The sequence below is a fragment of the Mycobacterium sp. 3519A genome (genome assembly GCF_900240945.1).
Taxonomy (GTDB): domain Bacteria; phylum Actinomycetota; class Actinomycetes; order Mycobacteriales; family Mycobacteriaceae; genus Mycobacterium.
The window spans coordinates 2,738,670-2,758,613 of the sequence record NZ_OESG01000014.1; the positions used below are offsets into that span (position 1 = coordinate 2,738,670).

Below are 19,944 nucleotides of genomic sequence, written 5' to 3' on the forward strand. Positions count from 1 at the left end.
GTACCGCCGGTCCCGTGTACGGGGGCCTGGCAGTGGCCCGGCGTCGCGGCGAGTGGCCAGTTGTGACACGGTTCGGCGCGATTGGCGTCCATCAAGTGGCCACTGGGCGGCGAATCGGCATGCTGATCAGTTTGTAGTCGAGGAACTCGTCGATGCCGACCCGGCCACCTTCGCGGCCCAGCCCGGATTCCTTCACACCGCCGAACGGCGTGGCGGGGTCGGACACGATGCCTGCGTTCAGGCCGACCATTCCGACGGCGAGATCCTCGCTGACGTTCAAGCCGCGGTCCAGATCCTGCGTGAAGACGTAACCGACCAGACCCCACGGCGTGTCGTTCGCACGCGCCACGACGTCGTCGCTGTCGGTGAACGTTTGGATCGCGGCGACGGGCCCGAAGATCTCCGTGCTGCACATGTCGCTGCCGGGATCGACGCTCGTCAGCACGGTCGGTGGATAGAAGTAGCCGCCACCGGACGGGACCATGGCGCCGGTGACGACGTTCGCGCCGCGACCGATCGCGTCTTGCACCAGTCGGTCGACCTTGTTGCGACTGGTGGCGTCGATCAACGGGCCCACCTCTGTCCCGTCGGTCCACCCTTCGCCCACACGCAGCGCACCCATGCGTTGCGCGAGTCGCTGCGAGAATTCGTCGACCACCTTCTCGTGAACATAGAACCGGTTGGCGCCGGTGCAGGCTTCGCCCATGTTGCGCATCTTGGCCTGCATCGCCGCGTCGACCGCGACGTCGAGGTCAGCGTCGTCGAACACGATGAACGGTGCGTTTCCGCCGAGTTCCATCGACGTCCGCACGACAGCCGAACCGCACTGCGCCAGCAGGATTTTGCCGACACCGGTGGAACCGGTGAACGACAGCTTGCGGACATCGCCGCTGCGCAGCAGCGGCTCGGTCAGTTCACCTGCCGCTGAGGTGGTGACCACGTTGAGCACCCCTGGCGGCAGGCCGGCCTCTGTCAAGATCGCGCAGAGCGCCAGCGACGACAGCGGTGTCTGTGGTGCGGGTTTGAGGACCATCGTGCAGCCGGCCGCGATCGCAGGCCCGATCTTGCGGGCCCCCATGGCCAGCGGGAAGTTCCATGGCGTGATCAACAAGCACGGCCCGACCGGACTGGCGACCACCATCGCGCGTTTTGCTCCGTCCGGCGTCCTCGCATAGCCACCATCGATGCGCACCGCCTCCTCCGAGAACCATCGCAGGAACTCGGCCGCATACCGCACTTCACCGCGTGCCTCGGCGAGCGGCTTTCCCATCTCGAGCGTCATGAGCAGCGCGAGGTCGTCCTCGCGGGCCAACACCAAATCAAAAGCGCGACGGAGGATTTCACTGCGTCGCCGCGGCGCCGTCTTCCCCCAGCCGGGTTGCGCACGCACGGCGGCGTCCAGGGCGCGTCGACCGTCGAGTGGCGACGCGTCGGCGACCGTGGTCAGTACCTCGCCCGTCGCTGGATTGTCCACCAGCATCGTCGCGCCGCCGGTCGCGTCGACCCAACTGCCGTCGATGAACAACTTCCGTGGAAACGACGCCGCGAACTCCGTGAAGCCCCCGGTCGGGATGGTGGCGGTCATGGCCGAACTCCTTTGTGGTTTCGTAGCGCCCGCGCCAGCAGTTGTGCCACGTGCTGAGGTGGCGGATTGCCGTCCGGGTTGATGTGTGAGATCTGCGTCTGGCAACTGAAACCGTCGGCCGCGATCGCGACGCGGGCTGCCTCGTGTCCCAGTGCCGGCCGCAGTGCGAGATCGGCGACGCGCATTGACACGTCGTAGTGTTCGCGCTCGAACCCGAAGTTGCCCGCCAACCCGCAGCAGCCCGTCGCTTCCTGCACCGCACGCACTCCCAGGCGGTCGAGCAACCGGCGCTGGGCGGTCGCGCCGAACACCGCGTACTCGTGGCAATGCGGTTGCAGGACCAGCTGTTCGGGAAGACGGGGCGGCCGCCAACCCTGACCCAGACGGTCTTCGACCGCCGCTGGAAATGTCGTGACGCGGGCAGCGACCCGACGGGCGGCATCGCCGGGCACCAGTTCGGGCAGATCCTTGTGAAGCGCTGCCGCGCAACTGGGTTCGAGCACCACGATCTGCGACGGCCCTGTCGCATCGAGGATCTGCACGGTGCGCTTCAACACTCGTTTGGCGATCGACAGCTGCCCGGTGGTGATCCACGTCAGCCCGCAGCAGGCCCCGTGAACGCTGGTCAACTCGGCGCCGGCGTCGGAGAGCACGGCAGCCGCATCGGCCAGCAGCTCGGGGCGGAACGCGGAGGTGAACGTGTCGGAGAACAACACCGTGTCGTGGTGCCCGCCCCCGGCCAGGTATGGCCGCACCGCGCGCTTCGCCGCTCGCGCGCGGGAGAACTCGGGAACTGATCGTTGCGGGGTGACCCCGCCCGCCGCGGCAACGGCTTTGTGCAGCAGTTTGATCCGCGCGCCGCGGTTGATTACCGACGGCATCAGGCCGGCGAGACGCGCCAACACCGGAAGCCACCCCAGCGAGTAGTGGCTGCGGGGCCGAATCCGACCCCGGTAGTGCTGGTACAGGAATTCGGATTTGTACGTGGCCATGTCGACGCCGACGGGGCAGTCGCTGGAACACGCCTTGCACGACAGGCACAGATCGAGCGCGTCGTGTACATCGGATGACCGCCAGCCGTCGGTGATCACCTCGCCGCGCAGCATCTCCTGTAGCGCCCTGGCCCTGCCTCGGGTGGAGTGGTTTTCGTCGTGAGTGGCGCGGTAACTCGGGCACATCACGCCGCCGACATCGCTGCGGCAGCGCGCGATTCCCACGCATCGCTCGACGGCATCGGCGAAGCCGCCACGGTCATGGGGATAGGTGAATCCGCGCAAAGGCCCGGTGGTTTCGGCGAGCGGCAGCGGCGCCAAGTTCCCGGTGACCGGTTCCGGATCGACGATGATGCCCGGGTTGAGCAGACCGGCCGGGTCGAAGGTTTTCTTCACCGCCCCGAACAGGTCGACCATCTGCGTGCTGTACATGATCGCAAGCAGTTCGCTGCGCGATCGCCCGTCGCCGTGCTCGCCGGAAAGGGTGCCGCCATAGCGGGTGACCAACTCCGCGGCAGCGCAAGCGAATCGGCCCATCGCCGCGATGCCGGTGGGCGTGCGGAGGTCGAAGTCGATACGTACGTGGATGCAGCCGGCACCGAAATGTCCGTACAACACCCCGGTGAGGCCGTGTTCGGCGAGCAGCTTGCGAAAGTCGCGTAGATAGCCCGGCAGTTCGGTGGCCGCGACCGCGGCGTCCTCCCAACCTGTCCACGTCTGCGTGCCGTCGGCGCGTCGGGCGGCGAGTCCCGCGCCGTCCTCGCGGACCCGCCACAGCGATGCACGGTCAGCGGCATCGGGGACGATCCGTGCGTCGGACAGCTTGCCGTTGCGTTGCAGTCGCAGGACCAATTCGTCGGCCCGCGCGGCGACCTCGCCCGCGTCCGCGCCGTCGAGATCGATGAAGAGCCAAGCGCTGCCGTCGGGCAGGCCGGTCACGGAGTCCTCACCGCGTCGTGACCGCATCGTCGCGACGATGCTCTCATCGACACCCTCCACGGCGGCAGGCGAGAACTCCAAGACGGTCGGCACGTCGTCGGCGGCGGCCACGACGTCCGGATAGCCGACAGTGACGAGTAGCGCGGCCGGGGCGGTCGGAACCAGGGCGAGGGTGGCGCCGACCACGACGGCGCACGTCCCCTCGGTACCGACCAGCATGCGGGCGACGTCGAAACCGTTCTCCGGCAACAAATGCTGTAGTTGATAACCCGACACCTGCCGAGCGATGCGACCGAGTTCCGTTCTGATCGGTGCGAGGTTTTCGGCCGCGAGTGAGCGCAGATCGGCGTTCAGCGCCGCCGCACGCGCCAACGCCGCCGGGTCATCGGACCGCGCGGGGCGCACCCCGCCGCGGCCGGCGATCACATGACTGCCGTCGGCGAGCACCAACTCCAATTCCACGACGTGATCGACCGTGCGGCCGTGGCGCACTGAGTGATTGCCACAGGCGTCGTTGCCGATCATGCCGCCCAGCGTCGCGCGGCTGTGCGAGGACGGATCGGGACCGAATTGGAGCCCGTGCGGTCGTAGCGCGCGCTGCAGGTCGTCGAGCACCACTCCCGGTTGCACCGTCGCAGTGCGGTTGTCGACGTCGATGTGCAGCACGGCGTTCATGTGGCGCGAGAAGTCGAGCACCAGACCGCGTCCGACGGCGTTGCCGGCCATGCTGGTGCCGCCGCCGCGGGGGACCACCGGCACGCCGTGTTCCCGGCATGCCGACAACAGCGCGATCACGTCGACTGTCCGGCGCGGATAGGCCACGCCCACCGGGGCGACCCGGTAGTGCGAGGCGTCATAGCCGTATTGCGCGCGGGCCCCCTGCCCGAAGTCGGCGGCGACGTCGAGGCGTTCGACCGCCTCACGGAGGGTGTTTCCTAATGGCATGATTGTTCAACAGTAGAGCAGTACTGCGATTGAGCGCAATCGCCTATAGTTGGGCTATGAACCCGGTCGAGAACCTCACTCTGCGTCGCACGAGCACCGCCCAGCAGGTCGCAGACGGCCTCGCTGATGCCATCATGCGCGGGGAGATGGCGCCGGGGGCCCCGATCCGTGAGAGTGCGATCGCCGCGTCGTTGGGGATCTCGCGCAACACGGTGCGTGAAGCGGTGCGCATGCTCGAGGCCAGCGGGCTGGTGCGGCACACGATGCACCACGGCGCGGCGGTGCTGGATCCGTCCCAGGAGGATCTGACCGAGCTGTACCGCGCCCGGATGACGCTCGAACTGGCTGCCGCCGGGGTACCGCGCACCGCCGACGAACTCGCTCCGGTACGCGCGGCGCTTCAAGACCTGATGACGGCCTACGAGACGCGCGATCCGGCCGTGATCGCCGAGAAGGACATGGCGTTTCACGCCGCGATCGTCTCGATGTTGGGCAGCAAGCGAATCGACGACTTCTACGCTCAGCTGGCGCGCGAACTGCGATTCTTTCTGCAGGTGCTTTCGCTGGAGGACCGCGAGTTCGAATCGCAGGAGGGCGTGATCGACGAACACACGTCCATCATGGCAGCGCTGGAGTCCGGCAATCCCGAACGGGCGCAGGCGGTGCTCGAGGAGATCCTGACGGAAAGCGGCAGGCGGGTGGCGGCCATCTTCGCCGAACGGGCCTCCTGAACGAGTCGCCGGGGTCGGGTTCATCGCAGCCGGTGCAGTACCCGATCCAGCGCGTCGCAGTAGATGTCGACGTGCTCTTTGCCAAAGATCATGGGCGGCTTGATCTTCAGCACGTTGTCGTGGACACCGTTGGGAAACACGATGACGCCTTCGTCCTTCATCAGCTCGGTGACTTGGAAGGCCTCGGCCTTGGCGGGCTCCTTGGTGAAGCGGTCGCGGACGAGTTCGATTCCGAGGTAGAGCCCCTGGGCGCGCACGTCGCCGATCACCTCGTGACGCTGCTGAACCTGGGTCAGGCTGTCGCGGAAGTACGCGCCAACTTCGGCCGCGTGCTGTTGCAGGCCATCGCCGATGATGATGTCGAGCACCGTGCTGCCGATCGCGCATGACACCGGATTGCCGCCGAAGGTGTTGAAGTACTTCATTCCGGTGTCGAACGCGTCGGCGATCTCACGCGTCGTGACGACCGCGGCCAACGGGTGGCCGTTGCCCAACGGCTTGCCCATGGTCACGATGTCGGGAACAACGCCGGACAGCTCGAATCCCCAGAAGGTGTCGCCCATCCGCCCGACACCGACCTGCACTTCGTCGGAGATGGTCAGGGCACCGGCATCGCGCGCGGCGGTGAACACGGTGGACAGGTAGTTATCGGGCAGAACGATGTTTCCCGCTGTGCCCATGAGGGATTCGGCGATGAACGCGGCAGGCGGTCTGCCGTCGGCCACCATCGATTCGATCACCCGTGCCGCGTCTGCGCCGTATTTCCAGCCGGCGTCCGGGTCGTCGTAACCGTAGCGGCCGCGGTAGCGGTCGGGGACCGGGGTTTCATGTGTCGTCGGCGGAGCCCCCGCGCCTCCGGGGCCCTTGTAGCGGTTGGGCGAAATCCCCGTCACCACACCGGTGTTGCCATGATAGGCGCCGTCGATGATCGCGATGTCCTCGCGCCCGGTGACTTGGCGGGCGATGCGCAGAGCCAGATCGTTCGCCTCACTGCCCGTGCAGACGAGGAAGACGACCTCCAGCGGCCGTGGCAGGGTGGCGACCAGCTTCTCGGCGTAGGTCGCGATGCCCTCGTAGATGAACCGCGAGTTGGTGTTGAGTTTGTTCATCTGTCGACGCGACGCCTCGGCTACCCGCGGATCGGCGTGACCGACATGGGTGACGTTGTTGAGCGAGTCGAGGTAGGCGAATCCGTCTTCGTCGTACAACCAGACACCGCGGCCGCGTTGCAGATTCATGGGTGCGCGGTAGTAGGCCCGCTGCGAGCTGGCAAGTCGGTTGCGGCGGATGCTCAGTACATCCGCGACCCGCAACGCCGGTGGCTGCGCACCGGGGAGGCCCAGCAGCGTCGAGGGATCGGGTGACAACTCGGCGTACACATCGGCCTCACTGGGCCTGATTCGCGTCGGCCAGCCGGTGCCGTTGCGGTGCCGCCGCGGCAACGAGATGTTGACGGCGACAGCGGTTCCCATACCGTCGACGGCTGCCCCGGCCGCACTCCCGAGCGAATGGCCGGCGGCGATGTATCCCGCGTCGGTGTATCCCGAGAGGCCGTGCCAGTGCACGAAGAAGTCAAGCGGGCCGTCCGAGTCGGTCACGGCGTGGTGCACGGTGAGGCAGGGTTGCGTGGACACCACCCTGCCGTCCAGCGGGTTGGCGAAGGTCTCGTCCTTGCCTACCAGCAGCTGGACCCCGAGGGTCGTGGTGGCTGGTTCGGCAGCGCCGACACCGCGCCGCGCCGACCACAGCAGATTCGGCCTCAGATGCCTGATCACGCCGACGGTTTGGCTTCTGTCACCGAGGATCGACGCCACCGCGCTGCCGACAGCGGCTGGGTCATGCCAATCGATGACGTCGAAGAGGTCGCTCGCGGTCGACGTGTCGATCACCTGCAGTTGCCGCGACTGGGTGGACCAGCGCGCCGGTGTCATTGATTCCAACACCCGCTCGAGGCGTGCGCTGTCCGGGTGGGCGGGTCGTCCGCACGCGCACCGCAGGGCCGCCTCGGCGTAGTCTGGATCGATGCGCGCCACTTTGGCCAGCGCCGGCCAGGTGTGACGCATCCGCTTGGCGCCGTGCGAGTTGTGGGAGACAGCGGCGCGCTGGGTCCACGTCACGGCGTTCATCGCCAGCCGCGCAGCGGCCAACGGGAACACCGCTGCCAGCTCGTCGTCGGTCAACGGCGTTATCGAGTTGAAGCCGGCCACAACGAGTTTCGCGACGTGCAGCGGATCGTCCTTGCGGATCAGGGCGTAGCCGGTGGCCACCGCTAGTTCGGCAACGCGCACCGTGTAAAGCGCATCGCCGAGGTCCAATACGCCGCTGATGCTCTGCCTGCCAGACGGATCGCGATCAACCAGCACGTTGGAATCGTTGAGGTCCTGGTGGGCCACGCCGCGCGGCAGCCGATCCAGCAGTGTTGAGATGGTGTCGAACCAGGACATGACCACGTCGACATCGGCGCGGTGTTGCGGGTCGGCCACCGCGTCGATGCCGGCGTCGATCATCTCGCGGGCCCGGCGCATGTCCCAGTCGTGGGTGATGTGTTCGTCGGGTGCGGGCATCGAGGCCAGCGCGGCGGAGATGCGGGCAGCGACCTCGCCGAGTTCGGTCAGCAGTTCGTCGGAGTGTTGTTCCGCCTCGGCCAGCGGCGCACCGGCCAGCCAGGACATCACGCGAATCATTCTCTCGCCCTGGCTGGTTGGTGTGATCACGTGCAGACAGCCATCGGTTGCCGGGATCAGCCGCGGCAGCGGAACGTCGGGGGCGGTGTCGCCGAGGTGTAGCAGGATTCGCTCGTGCCAGGCGGCGGTCGCGGCATCGGTGTCGAACAGTGCGGAGATCTTGACCAGATAGTGGCGGCCCGCGTTGTCGGTCACGCGCAGGTTCTGGTCGAACTCACCACCCAGTGACAGCGGGTCGGTGACCGTGAGCCCGAATTCGGCGTGCACCAAGCGGAGCACCTCATTGTGGTCGAGTGGTCGCGCCTCTCGTACGTCGACGACGCCGTCGGCTGACATGTATGTGTTTTCCCTTCGAGTTCAATGCTTTGGGCCGCAGTTCGTCAGGCGACGCGGTCGCCCAACGTCGATCCCAGCTGTGCATAGCGTTGCGGCGAGCGAGCTTTGATGATGTAGGCACCGACGATGCCGATGGCCAGCGACGCGAACAGCATGGCGGTGAACGTGACCTGCAACCAGCCGCCCGCGCCGAGTAACACATCCATCCCGGTCAGCGCGTAGTACAGGAACGGCAGCAGGCCCGCGATTCCGAGTAGGGGCGCGATGAAGGTGTTCCACGGCCGTTTGTCGACATTCGACCGGCGGAAGAACACGAAGATCGCGATGCTCGCGATGGTCTGCAGCATGATGATGGCCGCGGCCCCGACGCCGGTCCACCAGGTGAACAGCGTCGCATAGGGGTCCAGGTTCAAGACGGCGAAGATCACGACAACGATCGCAACCATGGCGGTCTGCACGTAGCAGGCGGTCACCGGCGACTTGCGCGTCGGATGGGTGTGACCCAGCCGCGACCACAGCAGGCCTTGGCGGCCAAGGGAGTACAGATAGCGCGCCACGTTGTTGTGGAAGGTCAGGATCGCGGCGAACAGGCTGGTGATGATCAGCAGTTGGAACGCTTCGGTGCCTGCGCGGCCGAGCACGTCGTCGCTGACCTTGAAGACCAGGTCGCCGGATTCGGTTTGGGCCACGTTGACGGCGTTGTCGACACCGACGGCGTTGATGATCAGCCAGGCCGTGATCGCGTAGAAGACACCCATGAAGATGACCGCTGTGTAGGTGGCGCGCGGCACGGTGCGTTTGGGGTCCTTGGCTTCCTCGCCGTAGATCGCTGTCCCTTCGAAACCGATGAACGAGGCGTGGGCGAACATCAGTGCCACGCCGATCGCGCCGGCGAAGACGGCGGAAGGAGCGAAGGGCTCAAAGGAATAGTGGCTCACCGGCGTCGGCCCCGCGATCAAGATGCCGATGTCGAGGATCAGGATGATCGACGTCTCCAGGGTCAGCAGCACGGCGAGCACCTGCGCCCCGGCGTGGATCTGTCGGACTCCGAGGAACAACGCCGCTGCCATCGCGAACGCGCTGAAGACCCACCAGGGCACGGCGGCACCGAAGTGTGAGTGCACGAACTCTGCCGAGTAGAACCCGAATCCGCCGATGACGCCGAGCTGGATGGCGTTGTAGCCGAAGATTGCCAGCGATGCAGAGCCCAGGCCCAATGGTCTGCCGAGCCCTTTGGTGACATACGCGTAGAACGCGCCGGTGTTGGTGATGTGCTTGCTCATCGCGACGTAACCGACGGCGAACACGGTGAGCACCAAGGCGACCAGAATGAAGGTTCCGGCGATGCCGATACCGTTGCCTGACCCGATGATCACCGGATACAGCGCGACGACGACGGTCAGCGGGGCGGCCGCAGCCACCACGAAGAACACGATGCCGAGGACGCCAACCTGGTTGCGCGCCAATGACTCATGGCCGTCGGGAGAGACTTTTGCAGCTGCCAACTTCTGCGGATCTTCCTGGTGGAGCATGGTGGTCCTTTCAGCAACGCCGGAGTGATGGGTGGTTGTGGGTTGTCGCGGCGTCAGTGCGCGCGGCCGTTCTTGGCGCTCTCGCTGCGCGCGGCGAACTTGACGATCTTTCGGAAGGCGGGCTTTGTCGCGACGGTGTAGCCGAGTTTCTTGCCCGCCTTGGTGTCCATCACGGTGTCCAACACCCGATCGATCACCCCGGACCGCGGGGAGCCTGTCACGCTGCGTAGCGGCGTCGGCGCGGCGGTGCCGTTGAGGTCGGCGATCACCACCTTGGCGGCATTGTGCCCACTGGCGCCCATCACCCCTCCGCCGGGATGCGTGCCGGAACCACAGAGGTAGTAGCCTGTGACCGGGGTGCGGTAATCGGCGAGTTCCGGAGTTGGCCTACTGGAGAACAATTGGTCGAAGAACATCGCGCCGTGGAAGATGTTGCCTCCGGTCAGGCCGTAGTCGCGTTCGAGGTCCTTGGGCGTGATGATGACGCGTTCCAGGATGTGCTCACGCAGGTTGGGTGCGTAGCGGAAGAGCACCTCCAGCACGCGATCGGCCCATTCATCGCGGATGGTGTCCCAGTCCGTTCCGGCCAGCTCGAATGGAAGTTGTTGCACGCCAAGTGTCATGGTGTGCTTCCCTGGTGGCGCGAGCGTTTCGTCGTGAGTGGATTGGATGACGGCCTCGATGACGAAGTCGTCGGGGATCTGACCGCGCCGCTCGGCTTCCCAAGCCTTCTCGAAGTTTTCGATCGATGCCCCGAGGATTGCCTGCGCCTGGTGTTGCGGTCCGGCGACACCGGCCGGGAAGCCGATGTAGTCGGGGAGTTCGTCGATGAGCAGATGGATGCGGGCCATCGAACCGCGCGCGTCGTAGTTCTGCAGTTTGGTGGTGAGCTTTTCGTCGAGCGTGCCTGCGGGCAGCAGCGTCAGCATCGAGCGTTGCGGGTCAGCGTTGGAGATCACCGTGCGCGCGGAGATCGTCTCGCCGCTCTCCAGCACCACGCCGGTGGCTTTCCCCCCGCGGATCACTACCTCTCGCACCGGGGCGTTGAGACGGATCTCGGCGCCGTGGGCCTCGGCGCTGCGGGCCAGCGCCTGAGTGATACCGCCCATCCCACCCTTGACGAATCCCCACTGGCCAAGTGTGCCTTTGAATTCGCCCACCGAGTGATGGCCGTAGACGTAACCGGTGCCGGGCGTCGACGGCCCACCCCAAATCGAGATCATCCCGAAGAAGGTGAACAAACCCTTGATGTGTTCGGAATCGAAGTAGCGGTCGAGAAGATCCTTGGTGGACAGCAGGACCAGCTCGTTGAACAGGTCCTCGGCCCCGGCGGCTTCGAATGCCGCCACCACTTCCGAACGGCTGGGAGCGGGCGACAGCAGGAAGGGCGTCAGGATGGACGCGAATTTCTTCAGCCGCAGCCCGAATTCGAGGAATGCCTCCGCGTCGGTTTTGGAGAACTTCGCGATCTCCTTCAGGGTGCGGTCCATGTCCTTCCACATGAACAGGTGGCTGCCGTCGGGGAAGATGCTGACCTCGTTGGCCTCGGTCTGATACATCTGCAGCCCGTACCGTTCCAATTCGAGCTCGGCGATGATTTCCGGGCGCAGCAGGCTTGCGATGAACGCACAGGACGACCACGTGGAGTCGGGGATCAACTGCTCGCTGGTGCAGGCGCCTCCGACGACGTCGCGGGCTTCGACGACCAACACTTTCTTGCCTGCCCTGGCGAGATAGCCTGCGGTGATCAAACCGTTGTGGCCGGCTCCGATGATGACGGCGTCGAAGGTGGTGGTCATTGCGGGTCTCCAGTGATCGGGCGGGCGAAATAGGTGCGAACCGAGGCCGGGTCGACGAGCTTGTTGAAACCCTCCATCACCGGCTCCATTGACGGGTGGTTGTCGCGGATTTTTACCCAGGCGGACCAGTCGGTGACGTGCATGACTTCGAGGATGTCGGCCGGTGCATCGTCGGGTGCCTCGGCCACGCGGTAGGCGTCGAATCCGGTGACCACGTCGCTGTGGCCCAGGCAGGTCGGGCGATCGACGGTGTTGGAGAAGTGCTCGAACTCGGCGGGGTCGACACCGGGTCGCATCGAGAACAGGTTGATCGCGAACACCGATCGGTCCGGCGGTGGCATGTGTTGGTCTCCAGAGTGTCCGAAGTTGTTGCGAAGAAAAGTTTTTCGGTGTCAGCCGACCAGGTTGATCATCACGTGTTTGATCTCGGTGTATTCCTCGAGTGAGTAGATCGACATGTCGTTGCCGTGGCCGGACTGCTTGAAGCCGCCGTGCGGCATCTCGGCGACGATCGGGAGATGATCGTTGATCCACACCGTGCCGAACTGCAGCTTGCGGGCCGCTCTCATGGCTCGCGACACGTCTTTGGTGAAAACCGAAGCGGCAAGGCCGTATTCGACATCGTTGGCCCAACCGAAGGCCTGCTCTTCGGTGCTGAATCGGGTCGTGGTCACCACGGGACCGAACACCTCTTTCTGCACGATCTCGGAATCTTGCGGCGCGTCGACCACAAGCGACGGCTTGTACCAGAAGCCGGGGCCGGACGCTGGTCCGCCGACGGTCAGCGACGCCGGTCCCGATGCGGTGGCGCGTTCGACGAATCCGGTGACCCGCTGCAGGTGCTTCTCCGATATGACCGGGCCCATTTCCGTTGATTCATTCGCCGGCTGGCCCATCGCGACCTTGGACACCGCGCGGGTGAGCTCCGTGACGAACTCGTCGTAGATGCCGTCGGCGACGTACACGCGGGATGCGGCCATGCAGTCTTGTCCCGAGTTCCCGTAACCGCCCTCGCAGATCTTGCTGATCGCCAGTTCGGCGTCGCAGTCGTCGAACACCAGCACCGGGGCCTTACCGCCCAACTCGAGGTGCAGGCGCTTGAGGTTCTCGGCGCCGGCGCGCGCGACGACCTTGCCGGTGATGGTGTCACCGGTCAAGGAGGACATCCGCACCCGCGGGTGGGAGACCAGCGCCTGCCCGACGGTGTCGCCGTGCCCAGTCACCACGTTGAACACGCCCGGCGGGAACAGGTCGGCTGCGAGTTCGGCGAGCCGCAGGGTGGTCAGCGGGGTCTGCTCGCTGGGTTTGAGCACCAGGGTGTTGCCGGTCATCAGCGCCGGACAGATCTTCCAGATCGCCATCAGCAGTGGGAAATTCCACGGCGCGACACTGCCGATGACGCCGAGAGGGTCTCGACGAATGATGCTCGTGTGGGTGGGGGAGTACTCACCGGCGGCACGGCCCTCGAGCACGCGCGCCGCACCGGCGAAGAAACGCATGTTGTCGACGCCGAATGGAATCTCCTCGCGGGCCACCGTGATCGGCTTTCCGACGTTGGCCGATTCCAGCTGGGCGAATTCCTCGGCGTGGTCGGCGAGCCGGTCGGCCAGCTTCAGTAGCAGCTCGGCTCGCTGCGCAGGGGTGGTTTCCGACCAGCTGTCGAACGCCTTCTCCGCAGCGTCGACGGCGCGCTGGACGTCGGCCGCGCCTCCGAGCGGCACAGTGGCGATTTGCGCCGCGGTGGCCGGATCGATCACAGGCTCCGTCGCCCCGTCGGCAGCACCGATGTGCTCCCCGTCGACGTACATCAACTGCGTATCGGCCATTCGGCACTCCCTGGTCGGTTCGGTAGTCGAGGTGTTCAATTGTTGAACAGTTGACATGAAGAGCTAAACACAGAGCGGTCCGGGCCGCAACAGGAAGATGTCAGCCAATGTTTCCCAGCGGTTTGACTGCGCGGACGGGGATTCCCAGGGCGGTGCGGCAGCATCCACGGGTGCCCAGAAACGCAGTGCCAGGAGACGTGCCCGACACCGGCATTCCCGCGGCCATCGCCGCACGCATGACGATGGCCGAGCAGTACGAGTGGCATCAGGCCTACCTGCGCCGGCATCGGGTGTCCCGGCGGAACTTCTTGCGTGGATCGGCGGCCGTCGCGGCGGTCGCCGCACTCGGCGGGTCGCCGTTCGGTCGTCGCGCGTATGCGCAGGACGCACCGCTGACCGTGGCGAACCGCCGGGTGGGCTATGGCCCCGACGCGGCCAGCCAACTGCGGATGTCGGCTCAATTGCCCCGAAACCCCGGCAACGCCAAGGTGTTTCTCGATCACGGCCCGACCCCGGGACTCGGCGCGACGGTGCAGGCCGAGGTGCGCAACCTGGTCACGCAGATCCCCGACAGCCGCGGGGGCGTCCTGGCCGCCGAGCAGTTCTACGTGCACGCGCCGGTCGACGGCCTAGCCGGCCGGGTGCCGCTGTACTACCAGTGGCGTACCGACGACGGGTTCGTCAGCGACGTTCTCTCCGTCGCAACCGCGATGCCCAACGCCCGAAATGCGTTGGCTCCGTTCCGGTTCACGATGATGGGTGATCAGGGCACCGATGACACCCCCGTGCTTCCGCAGGGTCTTGCTCGCGGCGACTACGACGACATGTACTACAAACCGGACAACGATCCGACCGTTGCGCACGCCACGAATGTGCTGAACCAGATCGTCGCGGACCGGCCCGACTTTCACGTGCTGGCAGGCGATATCGCCTACGCGGACCCCTCCGGTGAGGGAAGGAAGCCGACGTTCGTGGCGTCGGGTGGCAAGGCGCCCAACGGCTTCGACAAGTTCAACCCGTTCGTCTGGGACGTGTACTTCGGATCCATCGAGGCGACCGCGGCGACGACGCCCTGGATGTTCGCCACCGGCAACCACGACATGGAAGCCGCCTACCCGGGGCACGGCTACGGCGGCCATCTCGCACGCCTGGACTTTCCCGGCAACGGACCCGCGCACTGCCCGTCGGTGTACTCCTTCGTCTATGGCAACGTCGCCGTGCTCTCGCTGGACGCCAACGACGTCAGCTACGAGATCACCGCGAACACCGGCTACTCGGGCGGGGCCCAAAACCGTTGGGTGGACCAGACATTGGCCAAGCACCGGGCCAACCCGAACATCGACTTCATCGTGTGCTTCTTCCACCATTGCGCATACTCGACCACCGGGACCCACGCCAGCGACGGGGGAGTCCGCGCTGCCTGGTGTCACCTGTTCGATCGCTATCAGGTCGACTTGGTCCTGCAGGGTCACAACCACGTCTACGAACGGTCGGACCCCATCCGGGCGGGCAAGCCGACCTCGGTCGCAGGCGACAACGCGACCGTCTACCCCGAAACCGACGGCACGGTGTACTACACCGTCGGGTCTGGCGGGCGGCCACGGTATCCCTTCCAGCCGGGTGAGGAGGACAGCTACCGCGGGCACGAACTACCCGACACCGCCGTACCCAACAGCTACGTCTGGACACCCGACGGCAAGAAGCAACACGAATCCGTCGACTGGTCGAGGGTGCGGTTCGCCAACTACGCCTATATCCGCGTCGACGTCCGCCCAGGCGCGCTGATGAGTGAGATGGACGTTGTCGCCGTCGACGAATACGGCAGGGAATTCGACAAAGTCACGTTCCGCCGCCAAGTCCGCACCTGACTCGCGAACACGAGCTATCAGGCGAACGCCTCGTCGATTATCTCCTGCTGCTCGACCGCGTGCACCTTCGACGAACCTGACGACGGCGCCGACATCGCCCGACGCGAAATCCGTTTGATGCCCGACAACCGGTCCGAGCACACCTCGGGAAGCGTCAGCCCGAACGTCGGCCACGCACCCTGGTTCGCAGGCTCCTCCTGCACCCAGAAGTACTGCTCGACGTTCGGATACCGATCCAGCGTCTCCTTCAGCCGCCGCCGCGGCAGCGGGGCCAACTGCTCGATGCGGACGATCGCCACGTCGTCGCGGTTGTCCTTGGCCTTGCGGGCCACCAACTCGTAGTAGAGCTTGCCGCTGGTCAGCAGCAGACGCTTGACCGCGTCGCGGTCGCCGGTGCCCTCCTCGTACGTCGGCTCCTCGAGCACCGAGCGGAACTTGCCCTCGGTGAACTCCTTGAGGTCGCTGACCGCAGCCTTGTTGCGCAGCATGGACTTTGGCGTCGCCACGATCAGTGGCCGGTGAATACCGTCCAAGCCGTGCCTGCGCAACAGGTGGAAGTAGTTCGCCGGTGTCGACGGCATCGCGATGGTCATCGAGCCCTCGGCCCACAGCAGCAGGAACCGCTCGATGCGGGCCGACGTGTGGTCCGGACCCTGGCCCTCATGTCCGTGCGGCAGCAGCAGCACCACATCGGAGAGCTGACCCCACTTGGCCTCACCGGAGCTGATGAACTCGTCGATGATCGACTGCGCCCCGTTGACGAAGTCGCCGAACTGCGCCTCCCACAACACAAGTGCGTCGGGGTTGCCCACCGAGTACCCGTATTCGAAGCCCACCGCCGCGTACTCCGAGAGCGCGGAGTCGTACACCATGAACTTGCCGCCAGTGGGCGTGCCGTCGGTGTTGGTGGTCAGCAACTGCAGCGGCGTGAACTCCCGCCCGGTCTTACGGTCGATGATCACCGAATGCCGTTGGGTGAACGTGCCGCGCCGGGTGTCCTGGCCCGACAGCCGAATTGTCTTGCCCTCGGCCAGGAATGAGCCCAGCGCCAGCAACTCGGCGAACGCCCAGTCGACCTTGCCCTCGTAGGCCATCTCGCGACGCTTCTCGAGCACCGGTTTGACGCGCGGATGCACGTTGAAGTCGTCCGGGTACGCCAGATGAGCGTCACCGATGCGGGCCAGCAGCGACTTGTCCACCGCGGTCTTCATTCCCGCGGGCACCATCTGGTCGGACTCGACGGAAGAACTCGGCGCGATCGGATGCTTCTCGAGGTCGCGGACCTCGTTGAAGACCCTCTCCAGTTGGCCCTGGTAGTCGCGCAGCGCGTCCTCGGCTTCCTTCATCGAGATGTCGCCGCGGCCGATCAGTGCTTCGGTGTACGTCTTACGCGATCCGCGCTTCGTGTCGATCACGTCGTACATGTAGGGCTGCGTCATCGACGGGTCGTCGCCCTCGTTGTGACCGCGACGGCGGTAGCACAACATGTCGATGACGACGTCCTTCTTGAACTTCTGCCGGAAGTCCACCGCCAGCCGGGCCACCCAGACGCACGCCTCCGGGTCGTCGCCGTTGACGTGGAAGATCGGCGCGCCAATCATTTTCGCGACGTCGGTGCAGTACTCCGACGACCGCGAGTCGTTCGGCGACGTGGTGAACCCGATCTGGTTGTTGACGATGATGTGGATCGTGCCGCCGGTGCGGTACCCGCGCAGCAGCGCCAGGTTCAGCGTCTCGGCGACCACACCCTGGCCGGCGAACGCCGCGTCGCCGTGCAGCATCATCGGCACGACCGAGAACTTCTCGGAAGCGTCGGCCTCCTCGCCGACGTCCAGCAGGTCCTGCTTGGCGCGAACCAGGCCTTCCAGCACGGGGTCGACGGCCTCCAGGTGCGACGGGTTGGCCACCAGCGACACCTGAATGTCGTTGTCGCCGAACATCTGGATGTAGTTGCCTGTGGCGCCCAAGTGGTACTTGACGTCGCCGGAACCGTGCGCCTGCGACGGGTTCAGGTTGCCCTCGAACTCGCTGAAGATCTGCGAGTAGGGCTTGCCGACGATGTTGGCCAGCACGTTGAGCCGGCCCCGGTGCGGCATGCCGATCACGACCTCGTCGAGCGCATGCTCGGCGGCCTGGTCGATGGCCGCATCCATCATCGGGATGACGGTTTCCGCGCCTTCCAGCGAGAACCGTTTTTGCCCAACGTATTTGGTCTGCAGGAAGGTCTCGAAGGCCTCGGCGGCATTCAGCTTGCTCAGGATGTACTTCTGCTGCGCGACGGTCGGCTTGTCGTGTTTGACCTCGATGCGCTCCTGCAGCCACTTCTGTTGCTCGGGCTCCAAGATGTGCGTGTACTCGACGCCGACGTGGCGGCAGTACGCATCGCGCAACAGGCCAAGCACGTCGCGCAGCTTCTTGTAGTCCTTGCCCGCGAAGCCGTCGACCTTGAACTCGCGATCGAGGTCCCACAGCGTCAGGCCGTGGGTGGCGACGTCGAGGTCGGGGTGGCTGCGGAACCTGCTCTTGTCCAGGCGCAGCGGGTCGATGTCGGCCATCAGGTGGCCGCGGTTGCGGTACGCCGCGATCAGTTCGATGACGCGCGCGTTCTTGTCGGCGATCGAGTCCGGGTTGTCCGTGCGCCACCGCACCGGCTCGTACGGGATGCCGAGCTCGCGGAAGATCTCGTCGAAGAAGTCGTCGGACAGCAGCAGTTCGTGGATGGTGCGCAGGAAGTCGCCCGACTCCGCACCCTGGATGATGCGGTGGTCGTAGGTCGACGTGAACGTGACCAGCTTGCCGACAGCGAGTTCGGCGATGCGTTCCTCGCTGGCGCCCTGGAATTCCGCGGGGTACTCCATCGCGCCGACGCCGATGATGGCACCCTGGCCGCGCATCAACCGCGGCACCGAGTGCACCGTGCCGATGGTGCCAGGGTTGGTCAGCGAGATCGTCACGCCGGAGAAGTCCTCGGCGGTCAGCTTGCCGTCGCGGGCACGCCGGACAATGTCCTCGTAGCCGGCAATGAACTGGCCGAATTGCATCGTCTCGCAGCCCTTTATGGCAGCGACGACGAGTTGCCGGTTGCCGTCCTTGCCCTGCAGGTCGATCGCGAGGCCGAGGTTGACGTGCTCGGGCGTTACCGCATTCGGTTTGCCGTCCACCTCGGCGAAGTGGCGGTTCATGTTCGGGAACTTCTTGACCGCCTGCACCAGCGCGTAACCGATCAGGTGGGTGAACGAGATCTTGCCGCCGCGGGTGCGCTTGAGGTGGTTGTTGATGACGATCCGGTTGTCGATCATCAGCTTGGCCGGGATGGCCCGCACGCTGGTGGCGGTCGGCACCTCGAGCGACGCCGACATGTTCTTCACTACCGCGGCGGCGGCGCCGCGCAGCACCTGCGTCTCCTCGCCTTCGGCGGGCGCAGGGGCGGGGGCCTTCGGTTTCGCCGCGGGCTTCGCGGGCTCCGGTGCCTTGGCGGGCGCGGCGGCCACGCCATTGCTGGTGTCTGCTTTGGGCGGAGGCGCGGGGGCGGGCTCCGGCGGCGCGACCGGTGCGGCGGCGGACACCTGGGCCGGTTGGCCGTTCCCGGTCGGCGGTTTCGGTTCGGTAGTTGGCTCGGGCGAGTAGTCGACTAGAAATTCATGCCAACTCGGGTCTACCGACGAGGGATCCTCGCGAAACTTGCGATACATCTCCTCGACCAACCACTCGTTCTGTCCGAATGGTGATGGTGAGCTCACGGCAGCTACTCGCCTCGATTCCTTCGCCTCAGGCAAGCGGTTCACGCTCGCCACCGATATTCGCGCGGTCGACGGGGATTACCCGTGTGACCGCCGCCTAAAGGCTAACGCTTCCCGATTATCCCCAGCAGGCCAAACCACCCGAACGGCAGTTCTCCTCATCGCTCGCTTGGGGCAGGCAACACATGCAGCGACGACGGCCAGCGCGACGGCGCGTTGCCGAACGCCTTCCTGGCGTTGGCGATGATCTTCTTCGCCATCAGTCGGTTTCCCACTCCGCCGACCACCGCGCCGATGCCGACCGGCAACAACTTGCCGAAGGCGATCGCGCCGCGCTTGAGGGTGTAGCGCTTGACGAAGTACCGCAGCAGTCGCGAATTGAGTTGGGACACCGCCGGTAGCGGCAACGTCGCCGCGCCGTCGGACAGCCAGGCGCCGCTGGTGCGGCCGGGACCGAGCAAGTCGGTGACCGCCTGTTTGCTCTCATCGCCGACGAGCACGGCAAGCACCAACGCGCGGCGGCGTTCGCGATGCTCGGCCGGGATCCCGTACACCTCCGCAAGGGCGAGCACGTAGACGGCGGTGGCCTCGAGGAACACCACGGTCTCACCGGCCACCGCGGACAGCGCGGCGAGTGTGCCGATGCCGGGGAACGCGGCCGCAGAACCCACCGCTGCGCCGCTGGCCATCACCGCGGCCGTGTAGTGCTTCTCGAGTTTGGTGGCCACCTCGGCGGGCGTCGCATCAGGGTTGTGCTGGCGCAGTCGGTCGACGTAGGCCTTGATGGCAGGCCCTTGCACCCGAGAGCCGCGCTCGATGATCTGAGAGAGCACCTTGGCCGCGGCGCCGGGATTCTCGTCGGGAACGGCCGGCAACTGGCTTTTGGCTTTCGACCGAGCGCTCATATCGGCTCCCCCTTGCTCCGAAGCGGCTGCTTTCAGGCTAACGGTTGCTCAACGAATGGCAG

General features: G+C 65.8%; 11 protein-coding genes. 2 read left to right on the forward strand and 9 right to left on the reverse strand.

From position 1 onward, the window contains the following. Positions 1–91: 91 nt before the first annotated feature. Together C1A30_RS34515 and C1A30_RS34520 are read right to left on the reverse strand one after the other, a co-directional pair. Positions 92–1,585 (reverse strand): NAD-dependent succinate-semialdehyde dehydrogenase, encoded by a 1,494-nt coding sequence (locus tag C1A30_RS34515; RefSeq protein WP_101952648.1) that lies wholly within the window; start codon positions 1,583–1,585, stop codon positions 92–94. Beyond that, positions 1,582–4,461 (reverse strand): FAD-binding and (Fe-S)-binding domain-containing protein, encoded by a 2,880-nt coding sequence (locus tag C1A30_RS34520; protein ID WP_101952649.1) that lies wholly within the window; start codon positions 4,459–4,461, stop codon positions 1,582–1,584. Before C1A30_RS34520 ends, C1A30_RS34515 begins: the two co-directional genes overlap by 4 nt. Before the next feature lie 56 nt (positions 4,462–4,517). Here C1A30_RS34520 and C1A30_RS34525 point away from each other — a divergent pair, with 56 nt between their 5' ends. Continuing rightward, complete coding sequence (locus C1A30_RS34525; RefSeq protein ID WP_101952650.1) at positions 4,518–5,192, forward strand: GntR family transcriptional regulator; 675 nt, start codon at positions 4,518–4,520, stop codon at positions 5,190–5,192. A gap of 20 nt (positions 5,193–5,212) precedes the next feature. Here C1A30_RS34525 and C1A30_RS34530 read toward each other — a convergent pair whose 3' ends face one another. Genes C1A30_RS34530 through C1A30_RS34550 form a run of 5 tightly spaced genes read right to left on the reverse strand, consistent with a single transcriptional unit; the run spans position 5,213 to position 13,369 of the window. Then, positions 5,213–8,212 carry an aminotransferase class III-fold pyridoxal phosphate-dependent enzyme gene (locus C1A30_RS34530; protein ID WP_101952651.1) on the reverse strand — a complete coding sequence of 1,000 codons (3,000 nt, stop codon included), beginning with the start codon at positions 8,210–8,212 and terminating at the stop codon, positions 5,213–5,215. Between the two features lie 44 nt (positions 8,213–8,256). Further along, positions 8,257–9,744, reverse strand: coding sequence for an APC family permease (locus C1A30_RS34535; RefSeq protein ID WP_101952652.1), 1,488 nt, complete (start codon positions 9,742–9,744; stop codon positions 8,257–8,259). Between the two features lie 53 nt (positions 9,745–9,797). After that, on the reverse strand, positions 9,798–11,543 hold the full coding sequence (locus C1A30_RS34540) for an NAD(P)/FAD-dependent oxidoreductase (protein WP_101952653.1): 1,746 nt from the start codon (positions 11,541–11,543) through the stop codon (positions 9,798–9,800). Beyond that, positions 11,540–11,884: a hypothetical protein gene (locus tag C1A30_RS34545; RefSeq protein ID WP_101952654.1), complete on the reverse strand. Its 345-nt coding sequence runs from the start codon at positions 11,882–11,884 to the stop codon at positions 11,540–11,542. The genes C1A30_RS34540 and C1A30_RS34545 overlap by 4 nt, the downstream gene beginning before the upstream one ends. Before the next feature lie 51 nt (positions 11,885–11,935). Then, entirely contained in the window at positions 11,936–13,369 is a 1,434-nt protein-coding gene (locus tag C1A30_RS34550) for a gamma-aminobutyraldehyde dehydrogenase (RefSeq protein WP_101952655.1), read from the reverse strand. A gap of 236 nt (positions 13,370–13,605) precedes the next feature. On the opposite strand from C1A30_RS34550, the gene C1A30_RS34555 reads away from it, so the two are divergent. Beyond that, the gene (locus C1A30_RS34555) at positions 13,606–15,237 is read left to right on the forward strand and encodes a metallophosphoesterase (protein ID WP_235010421.1); all 1,632 of its coding nucleotides are present in this window, start codon (positions 13,606–13,608) and stop codon (positions 15,235–15,237) included. A gap of 17 nt (positions 15,238–15,254) precedes the next feature. Here C1A30_RS34555 and C1A30_RS34560 read toward each other — a convergent pair whose 3' ends face one another. Next, positions 15,255–18,977 carry a multifunctional oxoglutarate decarboxylase/oxoglutarate dehydrogenase thiamine pyrophosphate-binding subunit/dihydrolipoyllysine-residue succinyltransferase subunit gene (locus C1A30_RS34560; RefSeq protein WP_101952657.1) on the reverse strand — a complete coding sequence of 1,241 codons (3,723 nt, stop codon included), beginning with the start codon at positions 18,975–18,977 and terminating at the stop codon, positions 15,255–15,257. A 158-nt stretch (positions 18,978–19,135) separates the two neighbouring features. Then, positions 19,136–19,882 carry a hypothetical protein gene (locus C1A30_RS34565; protein WP_101952658.1) on the reverse strand — a complete coding sequence of 249 codons (747 nt, stop codon included), beginning with the start codon at positions 19,880–19,882 and terminating at the stop codon, positions 19,136–19,138. Positions 19,883–19,944: the final 62 nt, after the last annotated feature.

What these genes read in the sequence shown, in the direction of transcription:
- C1A30_RS34515 (WP_101952648.1), bottom strand. Translation starts at nt 1,585, where the DNA reads ATGACCGCCACCATCCCGACCGGGGGCTTCACGGAGTTCGCGGCGTCG.
- C1A30_RS34520 (WP_101952649.1), bottom strand. Translation starts at nt 4,461, where the DNA reads ATGCCATTAGGAAACACCCTCCGTGAGGCGGTCGAACGCCTCGACGTC.
- C1A30_RS34525 (WP_101952650.1), top strand. Translation starts at nt 4,518, where the DNA reads ATGAACCCGGTCGAGAACCTCACTCTGCGTCGCACGAGCACCGCCCAG.
- C1A30_RS34530 (WP_101952651.1), bottom strand. Translation starts at nt 8,212, where the DNA reads ATGTCAGCCGACGGCGTCGTCGACGTACGAGAGGCGCGACCACTCGAC.
- C1A30_RS34535 (WP_101952652.1), bottom strand. Translation starts at nt 9,744, where the DNA reads ATGCTCCACCAGGAAGATCCGCAGAAGTTGGCAGCTGCAAAAGTCTCT.
- C1A30_RS34540 (WP_101952653.1), bottom strand. Translation starts at nt 11,543, where the DNA reads ATGACCACCACCTTCGACGCCGTCATCATCGGAGCCGGCCACAACGGT.
- C1A30_RS34545 (WP_101952654.1), bottom strand. Translation starts at nt 11,884, where the DNA reads ATGCCACCGCCGGACCGATCGGTGTTCGCGATCAACCTGTTCTCGATG.
- C1A30_RS34550 (WP_101952655.1), bottom strand. Translation starts at nt 13,369, where the DNA reads ATGGCCGATACGCAGTTGATGTACGTCGACGGGGAGCACATCGGTGCT.
- C1A30_RS34555 (WP_235010421.1), top strand. Translation starts at nt 13,606, where the DNA reads ATGACGATGGCCGAGCAGTACGAGTGGCATCAGGCCTACCTGCGCCGG.
- C1A30_RS34565 (WP_101952658.1), bottom strand. Translation starts at nt 19,882, where the DNA reads ATGAGCGCTCGGTCGAAAGCCAAAAGCCAGTTGCCGGCCGTTCCCGAC.